18 protein-coding genes and 2 pseudogenes are annotated in these 21,798 nt (G+C 40.7%); 9 read left to right on the top strand and 11 right to left on the bottom strand.

All coding sequences use genetic code 11. The features are described 5' to 3' along the window. Positions 1–44: 44 nt before the first annotated feature. The gene (locus tag HC725_RS02430) at positions 45–1,676 is read right to left on the bottom strand and encodes a sodium/sugar symporter (RefSeq protein ID WP_190330173.1); all 1,632 of its coding nucleotides are present in this window, start codon (positions 1,674–1,676) and stop codon (positions 45–47) included. Positions 1,677–1,813: 137 nt separating this feature from the next. Then, complete coding sequence (locus tag HC725_RS02435; protein ID WP_190330174.1) at positions 1,814–2,812, bottom strand: substrate-binding domain-containing protein; 999 nt, start codon at positions 2,810–2,812, stop codon at positions 1,814–1,816. A gap of 212 nt (positions 2,813–3,024) precedes the next feature. Here HC725_RS02435 and HC725_RS02440 point away from each other — a divergent pair, with 212 nt between their 5' ends. Beyond that, positions 3,025–6,126: a beta-galactosidase gene (locus HC725_RS02440; RefSeq protein WP_190330175.1), complete on the top strand. Its 3,102-nt coding sequence runs from the start codon at positions 3,025–3,027 to the stop codon at positions 6,124–6,126. A gap of 110 nt (positions 6,127–6,236) precedes the next feature. Here HC725_RS02440 and HC725_RS02445 read toward each other — a convergent pair whose 3' ends face one another. The 6 genes from HC725_RS02445 to uraH all read right to left on the bottom strand — a co-directional run bounded on the left by HC725_RS02445 (position 6,237) and on the right by uraH (position 11,617). Then, complete coding sequence (locus HC725_RS02445) at positions 6,237–6,638, bottom strand: GFA family protein (RefSeq protein ID WP_342365916.1); 402 nt, start codon at positions 6,636–6,638, stop codon at positions 6,237–6,239. 57 nt (positions 6,639–6,695) lie between these two features. Beyond that, complete coding sequence (locus HC725_RS02450; protein ID WP_190330177.1) at positions 6,696–7,307, bottom strand: LysE family transporter; 612 nt, start codon at positions 7,305–7,307, stop codon at positions 6,696–6,698. A gap of 111 nt (positions 7,308–7,418) precedes the next feature. Beyond that, positions 7,419–7,940, bottom strand: a complete 522-nt coding sequence (locus HC725_RS02455) for a DUF4823 domain-containing protein (protein WP_342365913.1) — start codon at positions 7,938–7,940, stop codon at positions 7,419–7,421. Positions 7,941–8,260: 320 nt separating this feature from the next. After that, positions 8,261–9,361: a Fic family protein gene (locus HC725_RS02460; RefSeq protein WP_190330299.1), complete on the bottom strand. Its 1,101-nt coding sequence runs from the start codon at positions 9,359–9,361 to the stop codon at positions 8,261–8,263. Between the two features lie 310 nt (positions 9,362–9,671). Beyond that, entirely contained in the window at positions 9,672–11,018 is a 1,347-nt protein-coding gene (locus HC725_RS02465) for an NCS2 family permease (RefSeq protein ID WP_190330178.1), read from the bottom strand. 245 nt (positions 11,019–11,263) lie between these two features. After that, positions 11,264–11,617: a hydroxyisourate hydrolase gene (uraH, locus tag HC725_RS02470; protein ID WP_190330179.1), complete on the bottom strand. Its 354-nt coding sequence runs from the start codon at positions 11,615–11,617 to the stop codon at positions 11,264–11,266. A gap of 497 nt (positions 11,618–12,114) precedes the next feature. Between uraH and puuE the strand changes: the two genes are divergently transcribed. The 6 genes and pseudogenes from puuE to HC725_RS02495 all read left to right on the top strand — a co-directional run bounded on the left by puuE (position 12,115) and on the right by HC725_RS02495 (position 16,199). Then, complete coding sequence (gene puuE / locus HC725_RS02475; RefSeq protein WP_190330180.1) at positions 12,115–13,035, top strand: allantoinase PuuE; 921 nt, start codon at positions 12,115–12,117, stop codon at positions 13,033–13,035. Positions 13,036–13,088: 53 nt separating this feature from the next. Next, a complete protein-coding gene (uraD, locus tag HC725_RS02480) occupies positions 13,089–13,604 on the top strand; it encodes a 2-oxo-4-hydroxy-4-carboxy-5-ureidoimidazoline decarboxylase (protein WP_190330181.1) in 516 nt (171 codons plus the stop codon). A 145-nt stretch (positions 13,605–13,749) separates the two neighbouring features. Further along, positions 13,750–14,283, top strand: a complete 534-nt coding sequence (locus HC725_RS02485; RefSeq protein WP_190330182.1) for an ureidoglycolate lyase — start codon at positions 13,750–13,752, stop codon at positions 14,281–14,283. Between the two features lie 89 nt (positions 14,284–14,372). Further along, positions 14,373–15,303 (top strand): annotated as a pseudogene (locus tag HC725_RS02490) (urate hydroxylase PuuD); the annotation flags it as partial. 134 nt (positions 15,304–15,437) lie between these two features. Continuing rightward, positions 15,438–15,677: pseudogene (locus tag HC725_RS16885) on the top strand (urate hydroxylase PuuD); the annotation flags it as partial. A 282-nt stretch (positions 15,678–15,959) separates the two neighbouring features. Continuing rightward, a complete protein-coding gene (locus tag HC725_RS02495; RefSeq protein WP_190330184.1) occupies positions 15,960–16,199 on the top strand; it encodes a GlsB/YeaQ/YmgE family stress response membrane protein in 240 nt (79 codons plus the stop codon). Between the two features lie 158 nt (positions 16,200–16,357). On the opposite strand, the gene HC725_RS02500 is transcribed toward HC725_RS02495, so the two are convergent. After that, on the bottom strand, positions 16,358–16,540 hold the full coding sequence (locus HC725_RS02500; RefSeq protein WP_190330185.1) for a hypothetical protein: 183 nt from the start codon (positions 16,538–16,540) through the stop codon (positions 16,358–16,360). 257 nt (positions 16,541–16,797) lie between these two features. Continuing rightward, the gene (locus HC725_RS02505) at positions 16,798–18,036 is read right to left on the bottom strand and encodes an MFS transporter (RefSeq protein ID WP_190330186.1); all 1,239 of its coding nucleotides are present in this window, start codon (positions 18,034–18,036) and stop codon (positions 16,798–16,800) included. A 132-nt stretch (positions 18,037–18,168) separates the two neighbouring features. On the opposite strand from HC725_RS02505, the gene HC725_RS02510 reads away from it, so the two are divergent. Beyond that, positions 18,169–19,356: a sugar transporter gene (locus HC725_RS02510; protein WP_190330187.1), complete on the top strand. Its 1,188-nt coding sequence runs from the start codon at positions 18,169–18,171 to the stop codon at positions 19,354–19,356. A 153-nt stretch (positions 19,357–19,509) separates the two neighbouring features. After that, positions 19,510–20,604: an AI-2E family transporter gene (locus HC725_RS02515; protein ID WP_190330188.1), complete on the top strand. Its 1,095-nt coding sequence runs from the start codon at positions 19,510–19,512 to the stop codon at positions 20,602–20,604. Positions 20,605–20,738: 134 nt separating this feature from the next. Here the strand turns inward: HC725_RS02515 and astE are convergent, their stop codons facing one another. Continuing rightward, the gene (gene astE / locus HC725_RS02520; RefSeq protein WP_190330189.1) at positions 20,739–21,791 is read right to left on the bottom strand and encodes a succinylglutamate desuccinylase; all 1,053 of its coding nucleotides are present in this window, start codon (positions 21,789–21,791) and stop codon (positions 20,739–20,741) included. Between the last annotated feature and the right edge of the window lie 7 nt (positions 21,792–21,798).

Genomic DNA, 21,798 nt, shown 5'->3' on the forward strand with positions numbered 1-21,798 from the left:
CTTCATTAAAATTAAGCCTCACCAAAAGATGAGGCCAAAGAAGATTACCAGAATACCGAATACAGAACGGCAGTAATAATCATAATGATATAAGCGGAAATATTAAAACTACGCTCAGTCACAAACATGGATGAATCTAACGCAATCGCTTTAGGATCATCATCTGTGTCAGATGAACTCAAGCTGGTAAAGGCAATCACAGCCATCGTAAAGAGTAGCGTATAAAGCATTTGATCCATAAATGGCATGTTTAGAGGCATAAATTTCAAGAACAAGGCAAATGGGATAGATAAAACAACCCCTGTTACCGCGCCTTTACTGGTTGTTTTCTTCCAGAATAAACCAAGTAGGAATACCGCTAAAATACCAGGACTAACAAGGCCTGTGTACTCTTGAATATATTGGAATGCTTGACCAAGGTTACTTAGCATTGGTGCAATTAAGCAAGCAATGATAAGAGCAACAATGGCAGACGCTCGGCCAACATTAACTAATTTATGGTCACCCGCTTTTGGTGCAATGAACTCTTTGTAGATGTCCATTGTGAAAATAGTTGCCGTTGAGTTAAGCATAGACGCTAATGATGAAACAATCGCGGCAGCAAGTGCAGCAAAAACAATCCCTTTAAACCCAACTGGTAAGAATTGAGTTAACCAAGGATAAGCTTTATCCGCGTGTGCTAGAGAAGGGATGTTCACATTAGCGACATCGCCAAGTTGTGACATTAGTTCAGGAGATGACGTAATGACATACGCGGCAATACCTGGAATAACCACAAGGAATGGAACGATTAATTTTAAGAAAGCAGCAAAGATAATCCCTTTTTGTGCTTCAGGAACCGATTTTGCCGCTAAAGTACGTTGGATGATGTATTGGTTAAAGCCCCAGTAATACAAGTTTGCTACCCATAGACCACCAATAAGAACGGCGATGCCCGGTAAGTTTACGTATTGAGGGTTGCTTTGATCTAGGATCATATTGAAGTGTTCAGGTGCCGCTTCGACCATTTTGCCCAAACCGCTGAACCAGCCATCGTCACCGCCAATGAAACCGACGGCCATGTAGGTCGTTAATAGACCGCCTAATACAAGGAAGAATACTTGAATAACATCCGTCCAAACAACCGCTGAAAGCCCACCATAAATTGAATAGATTATAGCAAAAAGCGCTAACCCGACGATAGAGTACATGAGTGGAATACCAAGAATGGTTTGCAGTGCTAAGCCACCTAAGTATAAAACGGAGGTTAAGTTAACGAAAACGTACAATGCGATCCAGAATACGGCCAAAATAGTTTTCAAGTTTTTATTGAAACGTTTTTCAACAAACTCAGGAATGGTGTAAATACCCTTATCAATGAAGATAGGAAGAAAGTACTTACCCACGATGATTAGTGTAATCGCTGCCATCCATTCGTAAGAGGCAATGGCTAACCCAATTGAAAAACCAGAACCTGACATGCCGATAAACTGTTCAGCGGAAATGTTCGCAGCAATCAATGATGCACCAACAGCCCACCAAGGTAATGATTTACCTGCTAAAAAATAATCTTCTGTACTTTTTGTGGTACCTTTTTTGTCTCTAGAAACCCAGAGGCCAACGCCAATAATGACCGCGACATATATCGCAAAAACGATAATATCGATAGTACCTAACCCATTCTCTATTTCAGTCATAATATCTAACCTATCTGTTTAATTGTTTTAACTGGTTAGAATTGTAAACGTTTACAATTTTTTGACGGTGACGTGTGTCACAAATGAGGGGGTTCGATATAAATTTTCCTGATTCGTATTCATCACGACATGGTGGATTAGATTGAAATGACGGAGGCTCGTCTAACAAGTGTGGGAACAAACATTAAGGTATCCGTTGTGATCTCTTCTTTATTGGCCAGCTTTAATGACAGCTCAGCGGCTTTTTCTGCCATCATTTGTATAGGGTATCGGACGGTAGTGAGTTTTGGATGAAGATATTTGGCTATTAATCCGTTATCAAATCCAATGATGGACATATCTTTTGGCGCTTCAATGCCGTTGTCTTCTAAAACCGATAATGTACCAGCAGCCATGTAATCGTTATAAGCCGCAATAGCAGTAAGGGGGAGACCTTTTGCAAGCAGGTTCGTCATTGCTAGTTCGCCACCTTCTTCATCGGGTGTGCCGTATTCTATATAGGTTTCAGAGCATGGTAGATTGTAGGCTTTCAAGGCATCCATATAGCCGGCTTTACGTTGGAGTGAATCTTCTATGTCATGAGTTGAACAAAGATAACCGATATGTTTATGGCCATTTTGGATCAAATATTCGGTGGCTAAGTAAGAACCACGGTGATTATCTAAAGCAATACAACGTTCGGCAATTTCAGGTATGTAGCGATTGATGATCACCATGCCAGGGATTTCTTGACAAAAAGCGATTAACTCTTCATTACTCAGTGCTTTACTGTGGATGACTAATGATTCACATCGATGATTAATTAATAATTCGATCGCCTCACGTTCTTTTTTCTCTGAGTGGAAACCATTGCCAATTAATAAATGTTTACCATGTTGATTGGCAACGTTATCAATTGGTTTCACCATAGCACCAAAGAAAGGATCGGATACATCGTAAACGAGTACACCCATTGTATTGGTCGATTTATTGACTAAGGCTCGTGCGGCTGCATTTGGGCGGTAACCCAGTTGCGCCATGGCTTTAGTGACTGCTTCAATTGAGGCTTTACCTGCTTTGGGGGATTTATTAAGCACTCTTGAAACCGTTGCAACCGAAACGTTCGCCTCTTTTGCAACATCTTTGATCGTAGCCATACTCGCCTTATACAATTTTTAGTGATGGTGTTGTGGGACAAGATATTACCACCTTTTGAGGCGAGAAAGTGTGGTATGTGTTGAGTCTATGAATTTAAAGTTGAATCCTTTTCATAAAGTGTGGGCCATATTGTGGAAACGTTTTCCAGCCTTATTTACACTCACTCCATATTTCGTATTAAACATCGAACTGAGTCAAGAGTATGAAACCCATGCCAACCTTTTTAAGTATTATTCAGCGCCGTGATTGGGAAAACCAACAGTCGGTAAACATTCAGTGTCTGAAGGCGCACAGCCCACTGGCAAGTTATCGCCAAATTGATCATGCTCGTGATGCTGCTTTTTCTCAGCGCCAGTCATTAAATGGACAATGGATATTCAAATTATTCGATGCGCCAGAACAAGTTGATGGTGATTTTATTCATCAAGAATTTGATGACAGTCAGTGGAGTGACATTACGGTGCCATCTAATTGGCAACTGCAAGGTCATGACAAGCCCATTTATACCAATGTGAAATACCCATTTGACGTGAATCCACCGTTTGTCCCCGAGCAAAATCCAACCGGCTGCTACCGCACACATTTCATGTTATCTAAAGCGGATATCACTCAGACTCAACGTATTATCTTTGATGGGGTGAATTCAGCTTTCCACCTTTGGTGTAATGGTATTTGGGTCGGTTATAGCCAAGATAGCCGTTTGCCAGCCGAATTTGATCTTTCGGATTATCTGGTTGAAGGTGAAAACACGCTAGCCGTGATGGTGATGCGCTGGAGTGATGGCAGTTATTTAGAAGACCAAGACATGTGGTGGCTGAGTGGTATTTTCCGTGATGTGACTTTGCTGGCTAAACCCAAGCATTGCATCGACGATGTGTTTATTACGCCAGATTTAGATGCCTGCTATCACCACGGTAGCTTATCGATTGTGACCCGTATTTCTGCCCCTGAGACTTACCAAGTTCAAGTGCAATTATTTGATGGTGTAAAAGCGGTGACCGATTGCCAAATTAGTCAGACTAATAATCGCAGAATCGACGAGCGTGGTAGTTTTGATGATGTAATCTTCCAAGTTTTACCCGTTGCGGCACCTAAAAAATGGACAGCAGAAACGCCCAATCTTTACCGTCTAGTCGTGTCTTTATTGGATGAAGCCGGAAATCATATAGAAAGCGAAGCCTATCAAGTTGGTTTTAGAAAAGTAGAGATGAAAGATGGGCAGTTAATGCTCAATGGCAAAGCATTATTGATCCGCGGTGTGAATCGTCATGAGCATCATCCTGAATTCGGGCATGTGATGACGGAAGAAGACATGGTCCGTGATATTTGTTTAATGAAGCAATATAACTTTAATGCTGTTCGCACCGCCCATTATCCGAACCACCCACGTTGGTATGAATTGTGCGATCAATATGGTTTGTATGTGTGTGATGAAGCGAATATTGAAACCCACGGCATGGTGCCAATGAATCGTCTTTCTTCCGATCCGCAGTGGTCGCATGCTTATATGAGTCGCTATACCCAAATGGTGCTGCGAGATAAAAATCATCCGTCGATCATTATATGGTCGCTGGGTAATGAATCAGGCCATGGCAGTAATCACAACGCCATGTACGCATGGTCGAAGCAGTTTGATCCTTCGCGTCCGGTTCAATATGAAGGAGGCGGAGCAAACACAACCGCCACCGACATCATCGCGCCAATGTATGCTCGCGTAAATACTACGATTGAAGATGAAGCCGTACCGAAATGGGCGATCAAAAAATGGATTTCTTTACCCAATGAGCAGCGTCCGCTTATTTTGTGTGAATACGCACATGCCATGGGAAATAGCCTCGGGAGTTTCCATGAATATTGGGATGCGTTCCGTGAACATCCTCGTCTTCAAGGTGGCTTTATTTGGGATTGGGTCGATCAAGGGTTAAGCCAATGGGATGACAAAGGTCAGCATTTTTGGGCCTATGGTGGCGATTTTGGCGATACGATTAATGATCGCCAGTTTTGTATTAATGGTCTCGTTTTTCCTGACCGTACGCCTCATCCTACTTTGGAAGAAGCGAAATACTGCCAGCGTATGGTAACCGTTGATTTGGTTGAACAATCGAGTGAAGGTTGTCGTTTAAAAGTGACCAATGAGCATCTATTTCGTACCACCGATAATGAAATATTACGCTGGTCATTATTAGCCGATGGCGTAGTGATGCAGTCAGGAATTGTGCCGTTAAGTGTCGCCGCCGATAATAGTCAAATGATTGATATCGATATTCAATTTACGCCAAAATCCGAGGTGTTATATCACTTAAATACGGATATTAGTTTAATTGAAGATACAGCTTGGGCGCAGGCAGGGCATATCTGTGCAACAGAGCAATTCTCTCTTCGTAATGACAGTGGATTAGCCCTTCCGATTTTATTAAAGACGACCATAAGTGTGCCTGATTTATTGATTGAAGATGGTCATATTGTGGTGACCAGTGTAGATGACAAGCATCACTGGCAGTGGAATATCGAATCGGGATTACTGACTCAATGGACGGTCAATGGTCAATCACAAATACTACGTGGCCCAGAAGATAACTTTTATCGCGCTCCGCTGGATAACGATATTGGTGTGAGTGAAGTGGATAACATTGATCCAACTGCTTGGGCGTGTCGTTGGGATGCGGCGGGTATTGGTCGTTGGGAACGTGAATGCATTCAATGTGTCAGTGAACAGCGGCATAACAGTGTGCAAGTAACCTCGACATTTGTGTATCGATATAAGCAAGCCATTCAAGCGATAACCGTTTGGAATTACACATTGAATAATCAAGGTGAAATGCACCTGAATGTGGAGGTTAAACTCGCTGACAGCCTACCGCCAATGGCGCGGATTGGTTTGGAGTTAGAATTGCCATTCAGTGCGCAATCTCATCTAATTACGTGGCAAGGTTTGGGACCATTTGAAAACTACCCAGATAGATTGTCAGCGGCGCGGTTTGGTTTCTATTCTCAATCGCTTGATGATATGCATACACCTTATATTTTCCCAACCGATAGCGGATTGCGTTGCGGTTCAAAATGGTTGCAAGTCAACGGTCTTGAAGTGTCGGGCGATTTTTTATTTAGCGTGAGCCAGTTTAGTCAGCAACAAGTGGCAGAAGCGAAACACACCAATGAGTTAGTACCAGAAGATAAGCTTTATGTTCGTTTAGATCATCAGCATATGGGCGTTGGTGGCGATGATTCGTGGAGCCCAAGCGTGCATAAGGAGTTTCAGTTAACCGAAAAGCAATATATGTACAACATGGTATTGATGCCAAGATTGGAATGAACATCTGAGAGATAAAACTAAATGAATAAGTAAATACTAGCCCGATCATAAATCGGGCTTTTCTGCCAATAAGATAAGGCTAGTAAAGCCTCTTGAGACCTTTAACTTCGTTATGACACCGGCTTATCGGACGGATGATTTATCCCATCACTTGCAGATATATCACCTAAATCAAATGGGTTAACGCCTTCAAGACAACCAATATTAAAACCATACTCTGTTGGATTGGAACGACGTTGGTGGTGTGTATAAATACCACAATTTGAACAAAAATAGTGTTTCGCTGTATTTGTATTAAATTGATATAGCCGAAGCATTTCTTTACCTTCAATCACTTCAATACCACTTAGATCGACAGAACCAACAATGGCACCTTTTCTTCGGCAAATAGAACAGTCACAGCGTCTAGGATTTTCAATTCCATTCGGTAATGTCAATTCAAGAACAACTGCTCCACAGTGGCAAGTAGCTTTATGTTTGAGCTGAATTACCGTCTCGCCTACTTTCTTGATCATACTGAAACCTCCTTGTTTAACTGCTTTTTGTCTCTGTTTACTGGCTTGTTATATCTATTTACTTGACGCTGCTAACCCAATACCAAAACTAACAAAAACGCCACCGCTTATTTTATTAAGGATTGAACTGCCTTTTTGAGACGAGAGTTTTGATTTAGCAAGAGATGCAAAAATCGCATAAATGGTATGAATAACAATCACTAAAAAACTAAATGTAATGGCCAATAATATAAACTGTGGTGTGTATTCTTGAGTCAAGTCTATAAATTGAGGGAATATTGACATAAAGAAGATAACTGCTTTGGGATTTGAAGCCGAAACTAAAAAGCCTTCCATGAAACATTTTAAATAGGAGTATTCTTGCCCTTTAACTAGAGTGTTATTCGTGACCTTACTGCGTAACATTTTTATTCCTAGATAGATCAGATAAACTGCTCCAGAAATTTTCACTATATTGAAAGCAATGGCTGAACTAGCTAATACTATACCTAGGCTTGTAGCCGAAATAATTGCCACCAACAAAATTGCCAAAGCAATACCAAGTATCCCCGCTAATGATTTTAATAGGCCCCTTTGAAGCGAATTATTTAGAGTTAGCATTACAGCAGGACCAGGTAAAAGAATGGTAGCAATTGCAACACCCACATATATTAGATAATTTTCCACACATCCCCCTGTAGGTATGGCGCTCAATTAAATGAGCGCCTCGATTAACTTAAAAAACTTCAAACCAAAATGACTAAGCTCCATGAATCCATTTAATTTTTGGTATATTTATCACAGCATACCTTGCCAATACTCACTTACCGCTTCAGGTAATAAATCCTGTGGGTGATCACCACCAAAAGTGAAAATACCACTTTTCCCATTTATAACAGCAGATTTAATAATTGTCTCATCTGATACTCTAGTAACTGATATTTTCACTTGAAGTTTATCGGGGATTCCTGACCATTCTGTTGCTCTATCTTCCCAATGTAGAATTGTTGGATAAACTAAATAATCAAATTTATCTTGTTTCGCATAATTTAATGCTTCCGCATATGTTTGATGTTCTTTTGCTATGACAACATTATTTAATTTTGTCATTAGTGATGCTTTAATAGATTGAGTTAGCATCTCACCTGAACCTGTATAGTTTTTTGAACCATATTGTCCGTTTTCAGATGTTGCAACATAAATTGAATCAGTAGAAAGTATCTTTATGTTAGAAGTCAGCTCTGATACTTGTATGTTATGACTATCTGCACAACCCGTAACCATAAATAAAAATGAGATATAAAGTAATAATTTTTTCACCTGACGTCCTCTGTCATTTTTTCATATAACACCTGCAACTTACGAATATCTTCATAATTTATAGTATAAACAATGAAGTAGACATGTATCGTTACCTTTGATCTAATGATTATCGCTAAACCAACACTTCGAACAATTGGAGATAACGATGCGCGATATTCAGATTCTACAATAACCTATACACAATCACTGCCCCAACATTCACAAAAATGATTTGATTCTCTTATACTTGCGACCAAAATCATTCGGAGTGGGACAGATCTTACGTTAACCAACTCGATATCAATAACCACGGTAAAGCATTCAATTAAACGTATCGATTAATCATTAAATAACGTGTAGCGAGTGCTACGGCCTGCGCCAGACTTAACCAAACACTTCTCTGCTACCAACGCAGCCAAATGACGAGTAGCTGTTGGCTTACTGACCTTAGCCACTTTGTGATATTGAGATGTATTTATTCCATCAGAAAAATCGCCATCAAGCATTTTATTAAGTACTTTCACCTGTTGTTTCGTTAATTGGGTCTGATCGACATTGCGCCAAAAATTGATTTTAAAAACCGTTTGATCAATTTCATTTAACACGCCATCAAACGTTTTGTTTAAGGTGGTAAAAAACCATATTAACCAAGGTGTGATGTCGATATTCCCTTTTTGAGTCTGTTCAAGGATCTCGTAATAGCTTTTTCGGTTCGCCATTATGCCGACTGACATTGCGTAAAAGCGTACTGATTGTTGTTCAGCTTGAGCCAGTGCTAAATCCGTTAATAAACGAGTAATACGACCATTGCCATCATCAAGCGGATGCAACGTAACAAACCACAAGTGGGTGATTGCCGCTCTAAGCAGTGGATCTAGTGAGGTGTCATTTTTAGAATCGTTAAACCATTGGATAAATTGCTTAATCTCGTCATCAAGTATTTCGCGCCCCGGGGCTTCAAAGTGAACGGTAGGTTTATCGATTCGCCCAGAGACAACTTGCATTGGAGTATTGCCTCGCAATTGACCACCAATCACAGGGTTGAACATGGTGTAACCCGCAGGAAATAATCGATCGTGCCAATGCAGGATCCTTTCAAGCGTTAAAGCTGCGTCAAGGTTCTCAACGGCATCCACCATAATATCAGCAAGGCCGTCGGTTTGTTCTGTCGTGGGGAAAGGTCGATCTTCTGTTAAGCCTAGCTTGTTTGCCAGAGACGAGCGAACAGAGAAAGCATTTAACTTTTCTCCCTCAATGGCGCTCGAATGGATGATGTTTGCTAATAAGGTATCAAGCTCACACGCTTTTTTATTCTGAGCCTGACTGGTCATTTTTCCCAATAAAATCCCTTGATTAAGACGAGTTTGTCTCACCATCGGTTCTATAACGGTTTTATCCCAGTTAAAACTAGGCCAATTCGTTTGTTGCCAGATCCACATAACAATACCTGATTCGAAAAAGATCATAATCTAATCACATTATGAGTTGTTTTTAGATTGTAATCAAATCAATATTTGATTAGATTATGGGTGGTATTCTAATCATCATGTAAAAACTGGCAGGGTTAGTAATCCTCCTGTATGTGTCTATTATCCGACGGTAATAAGCTCAGCTGATTCTCATATTTTAGAACGAAAGCAGCCACAACGGATTAGATCTGCTGTGGCTGCTTTTCTTTTTTACTTTAGTTTTAGTTACTGTCGCTGCTTTATTTTTGTTGCTTTAAGAACTTTAAAAAGTAGAAGCGATTTACATATAAATTAACTTCGCAATAAATACGGCGGTTAATACATACATACATACTGAGATTTCACTTCTTTTTCCTGTAGCAAATTTAAGTACCGTGTAGGTGATGAAACCCAGTGCGATACCATTTGCGATAGAGAAGGTTAGGGGCATCATCAGTGCTGTCATCGCAGCAGGAGCGGCATCGGTAAAGTCGTTCCATTTGATGTGTTGCATACTATTCATCATCACAAAAGCGACATAGATTAGTGCGCCAGCCGTTGCGTAACCTGGGATCATACCAGCCAGTGGTGAAACAAAAATCGCGGCAATGAACAATAAACCAACCACAACCGAAGATAATCCAGTACGTGCGCCCGCCGCTACACCAGCAGCACTTTCTACATAACTGGTTACTGGTGGACAGCCAACGCAAGCCCCAGCCACACTGGCAATACTGTCTGCTTTTAATGCTTTACGCAGGTTTTGGATTTTTCCGGTTTCTTTATCAATTAAGTTTGCACGTTCTGCCACGCCGACTAATGTTCCGGCAGTATCAAACATGTTGACGAATAAGAAGGCTAAGATCACGCTGATCATCGAGACTTCTAATGCACCAGTAATGTCCATTGCCATAAAGGTTGGGGCAATACTTGGAGGAGCAGCAAACACGCCATGATATTCGACAATACCTAAGCTCCAACCCACCGCAGTTACACCAAAAATACCAATTAACACCGCGCCAAAAACTTTACGCTCGCTGAGTACGCTAATGATCAAGAAGCAGCATGCAGCCAAAATTGCATTAGGGGCGGTGAAGTCACCCAAAGACACTAACGTCGCTGGATTCTCTACCACAATACCAGCCGTTTTTAAGCCAATTAGACCTAAGAATAAACCGACGCCAGCCGTCATCGAATAACGCAAGCTGTGTGGAATACTGTCTAAGATCCATTCGCGTAAGCTGGTGTAGCTCATGGCGGCAAAGATCACGCTGGAAATAAAGACCGCACCGAGTGCCACTTGCCAGCTATAACCCATTTCACCGACTACCGTGAAAGCGAAGAAGGCATTCAAGCCCATCCCCGGCGCTAACCCAACGGGCCAGTTGGCATAAAAAGCCATGAGTAGCGTACCAATTGCCGCACCCACACAGGTCGCCACGAATAGAGCGCCGGGATCCATACCAGAGGTCGACATAATGGCTGGGTTTACAAAAATAATGTATGCCATGGTGGCGAAAGTGGTGAGCCCACCAACAATTTCAGATCTTACTGTGGTGCCGTGTTGTTTTAGTTTGAATAAGCGTTCAAGTAATCCTGAGGAGTTGTCAGGGGCGGAATCTAAGGCCTTGCTGTTTAAATCATTCACTATGCTATTCCTTGTGTTTGTATCTACTTGTTAAGTTTTAACTGAGATAGAAGACTGTTAACTGGCGCTTTAATTTTAAATTTTAGGCGTCAGTTAGCCTTGGAGGACATCTTGCTCTCCATACAGGTTAATGTTTCAGTTTTTTTGTAGTGAAGGCTACGTAAGAGTAAAGCAGCATTTTACTTTACTCTTATGGAGCGTTACGTGTGTAAGCTAGCTACTGGTATAACTCGCTACTGTGATAATTAGCTACCGCGATAAGTTGAGAAGCTATATGGCGAGCAAAGTAGAGGAACATGATAGTGACTGTCTTGATTTTGAATGCCAAAACGAATCGATATGTCATCTAAAAAGGGCACGTCATCCAGCTTTACACCTTGTTGAGTAAAGTAGTTAGCAGTATGGAAAATCAATTCATACTTACCACTTTCAAAATCTGCACCTTCCAATAAAGGGGAGTCAGTGCGGCCATCAAAGTTAGTCGTAGCTGTTTTGATTAATTGGCTACCTTGTTCCGTTACTCGAAACAGCTCTACTTTGATTTCTGAACCTGGTAGACCATTGGCCGTATCAAGAACATGTGTGGTTAGTTTTCCCATAATTTTTGGCTCTACTTAGTTTATTAATAAATTCGTGGATAGATGTTTTATGTAAAATAAATGTTTCTTGGTTGTTTAGATTATGTGCACAAGATTGTATTCCGTAAAGTATTAGAATGAATAAATTGGCACTTGATCTTATTTTAAATGAAAAGGAATAACGCTTAATCATTTATAACTATAAGAAATTAAAGAGATATTAATGGTAATTATAAAAGTAAATTTTTCTTAAAATAAATGAAATATTTTTGACTCAAAAGTCAGGTAATGGTTTAGCCTAAAGAAAAAACATGCGTAAGTTAACAAAATGTAAACCAATTCACTTGCTATGTTTTACTGATTGTATACAATTATTAAAACAAAGATATAACACGATTTATCTCAGAACGTACTCACTTTCAAATCAAGCGGTATAAAGACAAAAACTAAAGTGGCAGGGTTTACGCTATAAATACTGAGTTAAACCATCGTCAAGGATGAAAACTAAGGAGTCAGTCATGGGTAGCGAGTATCCACGCAATTTAATCGGTTATGCGGATCAATTACCACAAGTGCAATGGCCGAATAATGCCAGAGTTGCTGTTTCATTTGTGCTGAATTACGAGGAAGGTGGTGAACGTTGTACGCTTCATGGCGATGATGAATCCGAAGCTTTTCTTTCTGAGATTATAGGGGCGCAACCTTTCCCAAATACGCGCCACATTAGTATGGAATCGATTTACGAATATGGCAGCCGTGCTGGTGTATGGCGAATTCTAAAACTCTTCAAACAATTTGATTATCCATTAACGGCATTTGTTGTGGGTATGGCAGCAGAACGTCACCCTGATGTAATCAAAAAGATGGTGAGCGATGGGCATGAAATTTGCAGCCATGGTTACCGTTGGTTGGATTACTATAAAATTGATATCGACACTGAACGCGAACATATGCACAAAGCGATCGAGGCAATTAAATCGATCACGGGTGAGCGTCCCTATGGCTGGTACACCGGTCGTAATGGTGTCAATACTCGCAAGCTGGTGGCCGAAGAAGGTGGATTTTTGTACGACTCAGATGCGTATGATGATGATTTACCTTATTGGCATACTGAAGGGCCAAAACCGCAATTAGTTATCCCTTATACACTCGATACTAATGATATGCGTTTTGCTACCAATCAAGGTTTTCATACTGGTGAACAATTCTTCCAATACTTAAAAGATGCATTTGATACTTTGTATGAAGAAGGCGCAGAAACCCCAAAAATGATGTCGGTCGGTTTACACTGCCGTTTGATTGGTCGTCCAGGTCGTATCCAAGGTTTAAAACGTTTTATGGAATACGTGAAACAACATGAACAAGTTTGGGTGTGCCGCCGTTTAGATATCGCAAAACATTGGCATGAGTGTCATCCACATCCAGATTTAGTTAAATAATCGTACCTCGACAATCAGTTAACGTTAAATATTCATGTAAAAAGGAATGTATTGTGGCTCAATTTAAAACCTGTAAACCAAGTCAAATGACAAAAGCCGAATTTGTCGAAACATTTGCCGACATTTACGAACACAGCCCTTGGGTGGCCGAACGTACTTTTGAACAAGGTTTAAATGAAGCGTCTGACAATATTGAAGACTTACATGCGGTGATGTCGAGTGTCATGCTCAATGCCAAGCCACAAGAACAGCTTGACCTTATTAATGCTCATCCAGATTTAGCAGGCAAAGCAGCAGTTAATGGTGAGTTAACGGCTGCTTCTACTTCTGAGCAAGCTGGCGCTGGAATTAGCCAATGCACGGCTGAAGAATTTGAGCGTTTTACCGATTTTAATCAACGTTATAAAGATCGTTTCCAGTTTCCTTTTATCATGGCGGTAAAAGGGGCAAATCGACACCAAATTTTGGATTCCTTTGCGGAGCGAATTCATAACGACCAAGACACTGAATTTTCAACCGCAATACAACAAATCAATAAGATTGCTTTGTTCCGATTACAAAGTATGTAAAACAAATCAATGTAATGACAAGGCATGTAAATCATATAGCAAGGAATGAGGACTGTCTTAATACTCTAGGTGAGAAGTTGAAACGTCAATGACTCTGACAACATCAATTTAAGAGACATAAAGCCGAAATAACGGAAGGGATATCATGACAGTTACCAATGCAATGACATTAACAGTAGAACCATTGACCAAAGAGGCATTCACTCCATTTGGCGATGTGATCGACAAAGCGGCAAGTGATTACTTCTTGATTAATAATGGTTCTACTCGTCGCTACCATCAATTAGCGAATGTCGACGTGTCGGAAAACGGTGGTGCACCTATTATCAGTATTTTTCAAGCAACCCCTTTAGCGTACCCATTGCAAATCCAAATGATGGAGCGTCACCCTTTAGGTTCACAAGCCTTTATCCCTTTACTTGGTCACCCATATTTAATTGTGGTAGCAGAGAAAGGTGATGGTTTAAAACCACAGGGATTACGTGCTTTTTTGAGCAATGGAAAACAAGGTGTCAATTATCACAAAGGGGTTTGGCATCATCCAGTTTTAGCGTTGCAACCTGATGATCAATTTTTAATTGTTGATCGCGCAGGAGAAGGGCATAACTGCGATGAAGTGCATTTTGATGAATCAACACACGTTATTTTATCACTGGATAACCTGCCATCGGTTGGATAATACAACCACGGCATGATAGAGCATTGTTTCCTTGTCAAAAATAAAAAATATCGACAAGGATGCAACAAGGAATAGTTAAGGAGTAAATTATGGATCCACATATTACGGAATGGCTCAACCTCTCAATTCGATGGGTTCACATGATAGTTGGTGTCGCCTGGATTGGTGCCTCTTTCTATTTTGTATGGTTAGAAAACAATTTAAACCGCGTTGATCCTAAAACAGGGTTGTCGGGTGATTTATGGGCAATTCATGGTGGTGGTATTTATCACCTTGAAAAATACAAGCTCGCTCCACCGAAAATGCCAGAGCACTTGCATTGGTTCAAGTGGGAAGCGTATTTCACGTGGATCACTGGGGTTTGTTTACTGTTTGTTGTGTATTACCTTAATGCCAATATTTACCTTATTGCACCGGGATCCGGTCTTAGTGTTGGCGCGGCCATTGGTATCGGTGTTGGTTCGCTGATTGGTGGTTGGGTTGCTTATACTTTATTGTGTGATTCACCTTTGGGTAAAAAACCACTGTTATTAGGTGTGGTACTTTTTGCTTGTTTAGTAGGAGCAGCTTACGGTTTAAGTCAGGTGTTTAGTGGTCGTGGTGCGTATATTCATGTTGGTGCAATTATCGGGACCATCATGGTAGGGAACGTATTCTTTATCATCATGCCTGCGCAGCGTAACTTGGTTAAAGCGATTGAAGATGGAACAGAACCCGATCCTCGTTTGCCAGCAAAAGGTTTATTACGCTCACGTCATAATAACTATTTAACGCTACCAGTATTGTTCATCATGATCAGTAATCACTTCCCAAGCACTTATGGCTCGGAATATAACTGGTTGATCCTTGCTGCATTATCTGTGTTCAGTATTTTAGTTCGTCACTACTTTAATACTCGTCATGGTAGTCAAAAATTTGCATGGGCAGTGCCTGTTGCGGTTCTAGGTATGATTTGTCTGGCGTTTGTTACGTCAAACAAAATGCCATCTTTGAGCCAACCGTCAGCGCCAGTTGCACAAGTGAGTTCAAGTGCATCAAGTGCAACATCTGAAACTGCGAATACGAGTGGTGATACTGCTGAAGCTGCGGATCCTGCCGCGACACAAGACGATGAGGAAGGAAAGGCAGCCGCTGCTCCTTCTGTTTTCACACAAGTTCAAGGTGTCATTAAAGAGCGTTGTGTTGAATGTCATTCTGCTACGCCAACCAGTAATATGTTTGCTTCAGCGCCAGCAGGTGTCGTGTTGGATACGCCTGAAGAAATAAAAACCAATGCGCCACGTATTCAAGCTCAAGTACAAACGAAAGTTATGCCTCTCGGTAATTTAACTAAAATGACCGATGCAGAGCGCGACTTAGTGGTGACTTGGGTTAGTAACGGGGCCCAACTCTAATATATTGCACTTATTTATCCGAATTCAGGAGACTTGAGTGATGCAGTATTCAATAAAATAAAGATAGGTATTATCCTCTTTTGGCATCTTCGGATGCCATTTTTTTTGGTAAAAATTTGATATTGAATAGATTTTAATTATTTGGATAGGAATAATTCAATCAACAAAGGAAGGAAATTCGTATATCGTTGTAGCTTGTATAAGTAGAAATTTTTTTCGATCATATTGAAAAAAGTAGCTATGCTTAATCGTAATAACGTAATGAATCAAAAGGAATATTGAATGTCAGTGATCATGTTTTTATTTATTGGTGCAGTAGCAGGTTGGTTAGCCGGTCAAATAATGAAAGGTTCAGGATTTGGTTTGGTTGGTAATATTATCATCGGGATTGTTGGTTCTTTTATCGGAGGCATGGCATTTAGCATGCTGGGATTATCATCTGGTGGCGTGATTGGTTCCATCGTGACCGCGACGGTTGGCGCAGTGGTATTGCTGTATATCTCACGTCTGCTTAAATCTTAATCGTCTTGCTTAGAGCCAAGTGAAGACTTCAAGGTCTTTCATCTAATACGATATAAAAAAAAGCTACGATATAAAAAAAGCTCTGTTGTTCATTTGAACAGCAGAGCTTTTCGGTTTTAGAGCGGTATGTTTTTTAAGTATTCTGTTTTGAAAAGGCATCATTTGTAGATAATGATGTCGCCATTCTCATTAGTGTGCAGGCACGCTTTTTGAGATTTAATTAACGTTGCTGCAAAAGCAGGTTCAACGGCTTGTAACTGGCCTTTATTACGCTTAGTTTCGGTTCCCCATGTATTATCTTTATACATTCCAGTTTGGGTATATTCGACAAGTACTTTCATTAGCCTCTCCTAGATGTAACACAATGTAACTGTTATTTAACAATACGCCCGTGAAAGTGTTTGCGCACTAGTTAAAAATGGAAAGTAAGTTTAATGAAATGTTACTTATATGTGTTTGATGTGTTCCTTTTTGTTGCTCGGATGGGTGGTGAATTAATCGCCATTAGAATAGCCATTATAATCTCTCAGCGTATTGATCGGAGTAGTTATTGGTAGGTGGAACCCAAGCTGTTTGCATACTAGATCATCAAATTGGTTTATGAGGATTTGTTGTTGGCTTGATTGGTTAGAGTTCGAGATCTCAGTAAATAATGAATCCCAATAATCGCTGCAATTAACGCACTTAATGCTCCAAGCCCTAATGACCAACGTGGTCCATAAGTATCGGCTACCCAACCGACAATCGGGGCACCAATTGGTGTGCAACCCATCGCAATCGCCATTCGAATTGCAATCACACGTCCACGCATACTTGGCTCGGTAGAAAGTTGCATTAAGCTATTGCTAGAAGTATTAAAGGTTTGAACTGAAATGCCAATGATGATTAATGTTGCGCCAAAAAACCAGTAATCGGGGCTAAAGGCTGACAGCGCAAAACCTATGGTTAAAATACTACAACCTAGCACTAATGACTTGATGGTGGGGCCTTCACTGCGGGCGGAAAGTAATGCTCCTGCTACTGATCCTACTGCCATTAGTGAGGTGAGTAAGCCAAATTGCCCTACATTAGAGTGGAAGATTTTCACTGCCATGGTTGAAATGAAAATTGGGAAGTTAAGGGCAAAAGTACCGATCATGAACAACATGAAGAAAATGGCTTTTAGATCAGGGCGCTGCCAAACATATTGAAAACCTTTTAGAAACCCACCGCTACCGCGTTTATTGATTGGATTAGGATAAAGCTCGTCTTGCCTTAATAACGTAAGTGAATAGATTACACCGATGAAAGAAAAAGCATTCACAATAAATACCCACCCGGTGCCAATCAGTGCAATTAATAAAGCGGCTAATGATGGGCCAATCATACGAGCAGAATTAAACGAAGTAGAATTGAGAGCAACGGCATTGGAGAGATCTTTTTCGCTCACCAGTTCTGCCACAAAAGTTTGTCTTGTAGGGGCATCAAACGCGGTAGTGCAACCTAAAATAAAAGCGAAAATATACACATGCCAAAGCTCAATATGACCAGTGAGAGTGAGTAGCCCTAATAGCAACGGTAAAATGCCTAATAAGGTTTGTGTCACGATAAGTACTTTACGCCGATCAAAGTGGTCGGCGACATAACCTGAAAATGGCAACAATAAAGCATGAGGACCAAATTGTAGAGACATGACGATCCCAACCGCCGTCGCATTATGCTGGGTTAATTCAGTCAGCACGAGCCAATCTTGAGCGGTTCTCTGCATCCAAGTTCCTATATTAGATACCAGAGCACCGGATGCCCATATCCGATAATTGAAATGGCGTAATGAGCGAAACGTGCCAGTGAAGACCATACGATTGCCTTGTTATTGTTGAGAAAACCAAGGGGATAAAAAATTGTGTATTTTATCAACAATCTTGCTTTCCATTCTTTTTAAAAGCAAGGATAATGTGACCTTAATCACCTTTTAAGTTGCCTTTTATTTATGAAAACATTGTTATCAACTGAGGCGAACTCTCGCCATTTGCAATACCTGCGTGTATTTGCAATGGGGTTCAGTGCGTTTATTTTTAATACCACTGAATTTGTACCCGTTGGTATTCTTACTGATATCGCACAAAGTTTTGATATCACAACGGCCAAGGCGGGTTGGATGCTGACCATTTACGCTTGGGTGGTTGCGCTGCTGTCACTGCCGTTAATGCTATTAACACGTAAAGTTGAGCGTAAAACCCTGCTGTTATGCTTATTTGCATTATTTACCGTCAGTCACGTGTTGTCCATTTTTGCTTGGAGCTTTCCTGTTCTGGTAATCAGCCGAATAGGCATCGCATTTTCTCATGCCATATTTTGGTCCATCACCGCTGCAATTGCGATTCGAGTTGCCCCAGCAGGTAAAAAAACCTTTGCGCTTAGTATATTGGCAACAGGAACGTCTCTAGCGATGGTACTCGGTGTTCCACTTGGGCGCTTAATTGGCCAATGGTTTGGCTGGCGAGTTACGTTTGGTGTGATTGGGGTGGTTGCATTTTTAATGATGTTATTACTGGCTCGTTTATTACCAGTGTTGCCGAGCGTGTCTTCTGGCAGCTTAAAAAGCTTGTCGGCAGTGTTTAAAAAACCAGTGTTAATTGGTGCGTATTTTTTTACCTTTTTAATTTTCACCGCGCATTACAGTAGCTACAGTTACATCGAACCGTTCATGCATGAGGTTGGTCAATCAGACAGTTATTTCACGACTTTTCTACTCTTGTTATTTGGTGGAGCAGGCATAATCGGCAGTGTGATGTTTGCTGTATGGGGAGAAAAACATAATACCGTGATGCTCGTGAGCAGCGGGGTTTTGATTGCCATTTGTATGGCGTTACTCAATAGTGTCGCAATGTCGACTTGGGGGATCAGCGGTCTGATTTTTGTCTGGGGTATTGTGATGATGCTGGTACCAGTAACAATGCAGGTGAAAGTCTTCAATATTGATAATGATTCGTTTGAAGTTATTATGTCGATGTATTCCGGCATCATCAATTTAGGTATTGGGGCAGGGGCATTAATTGGCGGTAAAGTCATCATTCATATGGGTCTACCCAATGTTGGCTATGTTGCTTCGGGCATCAGTGTCGTGTCTTTGGCTGTGTTGTTTTTCTTATTACGCAAGTATCCGGTTTTGCGTTAAATCCTCTATTATAAATGCAATAGAATTCACGAGAGTGAAAGCAATGTGATCAAGATACATGAACCTATTAAAAGAGGATTCATTTATGTCTTATCCAGCGATTATCGCTATACTATTTAAATAATTTCATAGAGTTAACTAAATCAGAGATAAATGATGAACATAAAACCTATTGATGATCATGATCGTCGCTTCGTAAATAATATGGTTGAGTCGGCTATTCGTATAGGCTTGATTTTTATCCTGATTTTAGGGACTTATAATATTGTTCAGCCTTTTATCCTACCTGTACTTTGGGGGGCGATTATTGCGGTTGCTCTGAATCCATTAACTAACACACTTATTCAATACATGCGTTTGAAGCGTTCGATTGCTGCAATATTGGTGATCACCATTTGTATCGTGTTATTGATCGTTCCGTTTGGTTTTATTTCGAGTTCTATCTACGATGCTTTGATGAAGATAACTGATATGGTTTCTTCTGGGACTTTTACCGTTTTCAAACCAAGTGAATCAATTAAGAGTGTGCCACTTATAGGCGAACGACTTTTTGATGGTCTGATTTATGTTTCAACGCATTTGAAAGATGTTGCCATTCAGTTTTTGCCACAAATTAAGCAAGTATTAACGTCTTTAGCTTCTACTTTTGGTAGCGGATTAGCGGGCGTCATTATGTTTATAATCTCACTAATGATCGCGGGCTTTTTTATGGCCGCAAGCCAACCCATTTCCAAAACAGTGGTGACTATATTTCAACGCAGCGCCGGTGATCATGGTGTTGAATGGGCAGACATGACGGCGAAAATTATACGCAGCGTGTTAATTGGTGTTATTGGTGTTGCGGTTATTCAGACGGCTATTATTAGTGCTGCGATGTTCACTTTCCATATACCAGCGGCTGGAATATTTACAATACTAATTCTCATTCTATGCATCGCACAATTACCGGCTATTTTAGCGATAGCACCTCTTATCGGTTACATGTATTTTACCGCAGAGACCACACCATTTATTATCTTTACGGTGTGGTGCATTCTGGCTGGTTTGTCCGATAATATTTTAAAACCACTATTGATGGGACGTGGTGTATCAGTTCCTATGGCGGTGATCATTATTGGCTCGCTTGGCGGTATGATGTATGCCGGTATTATTGGTCTGTTTTTAGGGGCGGTGGTGCTCGCATTATGGTGGGGCGTATTTATGATATGGCTAGAACCAAAACCGGATACTTCAAATAATAATAAATAATAAAAGCAGGAGCCTCGTTTGCTCCTGCATATAGTTTGATGGTGAACCGCCGCTCGATATTGCCTCAATATCGATCATAAAAAAATCTTAGATATGGTCTAGTTTGTAGTGATTATTTAGTCAAAAAGAAATTGTCATGATTCGACTTGCTTTAACATCAATCCAGCTCTAAAACCAGTTTTGACGCCGCTATTAGGAAAGAGTAGATATTCACTTTCTTCTTTTACCATATACAGGGTATTTTTATCGCTGGCGAGTAAAGTGCCTTGTCTAAATTTTGTGAAATTATGGCTATTTTCATCAATATTAAATTGGAATTGTTCACTGATTTTTGTGATCTGCTGTGAGACTTTATACAAAATGGGCGAGGTTTGGTTGGGCTGATTATTTTTGCTATTGGAGGTTTGCTCGCCCTCAGAATGAGAAAGTTCATTGGCCATTAATGCCAGTAATCCACTCCTAATTCCCTTAAACTGGCTTAAATCATTACAACCAAAATGCAATGCCTTACCTAATTCTAGCGTACAACTTGCAGCGTGAAATTGATGGCTAGTAAAGTAGCTAAAAGTCGACGCTGGAGCATGGTTTATCACCAGCGCTTCTAGCCCTACATTTTGCAGCCATTGCATCATCGTTGGTGAATATTGACCAGATTCGACATAAGGCAGCAAACCAAAACGAATGTGACGAGATGGCTTTATCGCGGTATGTAAATCAAAATGCCAATGTGAGAATTCAGGTTTTTCCTGATAAAATTTGGCAACCAGTGATTCCAGTTTAGCAGCGCGTGTGGTTTCAGAATTTTGTGGATATTTAGAGTGCGCTTGGTTAAATAAGCGGTTTAAATCGATATTAAGATAACGCTCACCAATTCGCATCGCATCAAGATTGCCCAGAATAACCATTAAGCGAACGTTAAGCCGGTATTGTCCATTGAGTAAGCCTTGCACCAACTCAGAGGTAATTTCAACCGGTGCAGTTTCATTGCCATGTACGGCGCAAGAGATCACCACATTTCTGTCGAGTTTGATATCTGTAGCGTTATTCCTCATTTGAATTGGCTCAAAGACAATGATGCCAGCTTCAGGTCGGTGCCAATAAATGGATGATCCAATACTGTTTTCAATTGAACCAGATTCAACTGATATTTGATCGCCTGCCAAAGACTCTGCTAAAAAATCAAACATGGTGCTT

It is taken from the genome of Vibrio sp. S17_S38, from assembly GCF_014694375.1.
GTDB lineage: Bacteria > Pseudomonadota > Gammaproteobacteria > Enterobacterales > Vibrionaceae > Vibrio.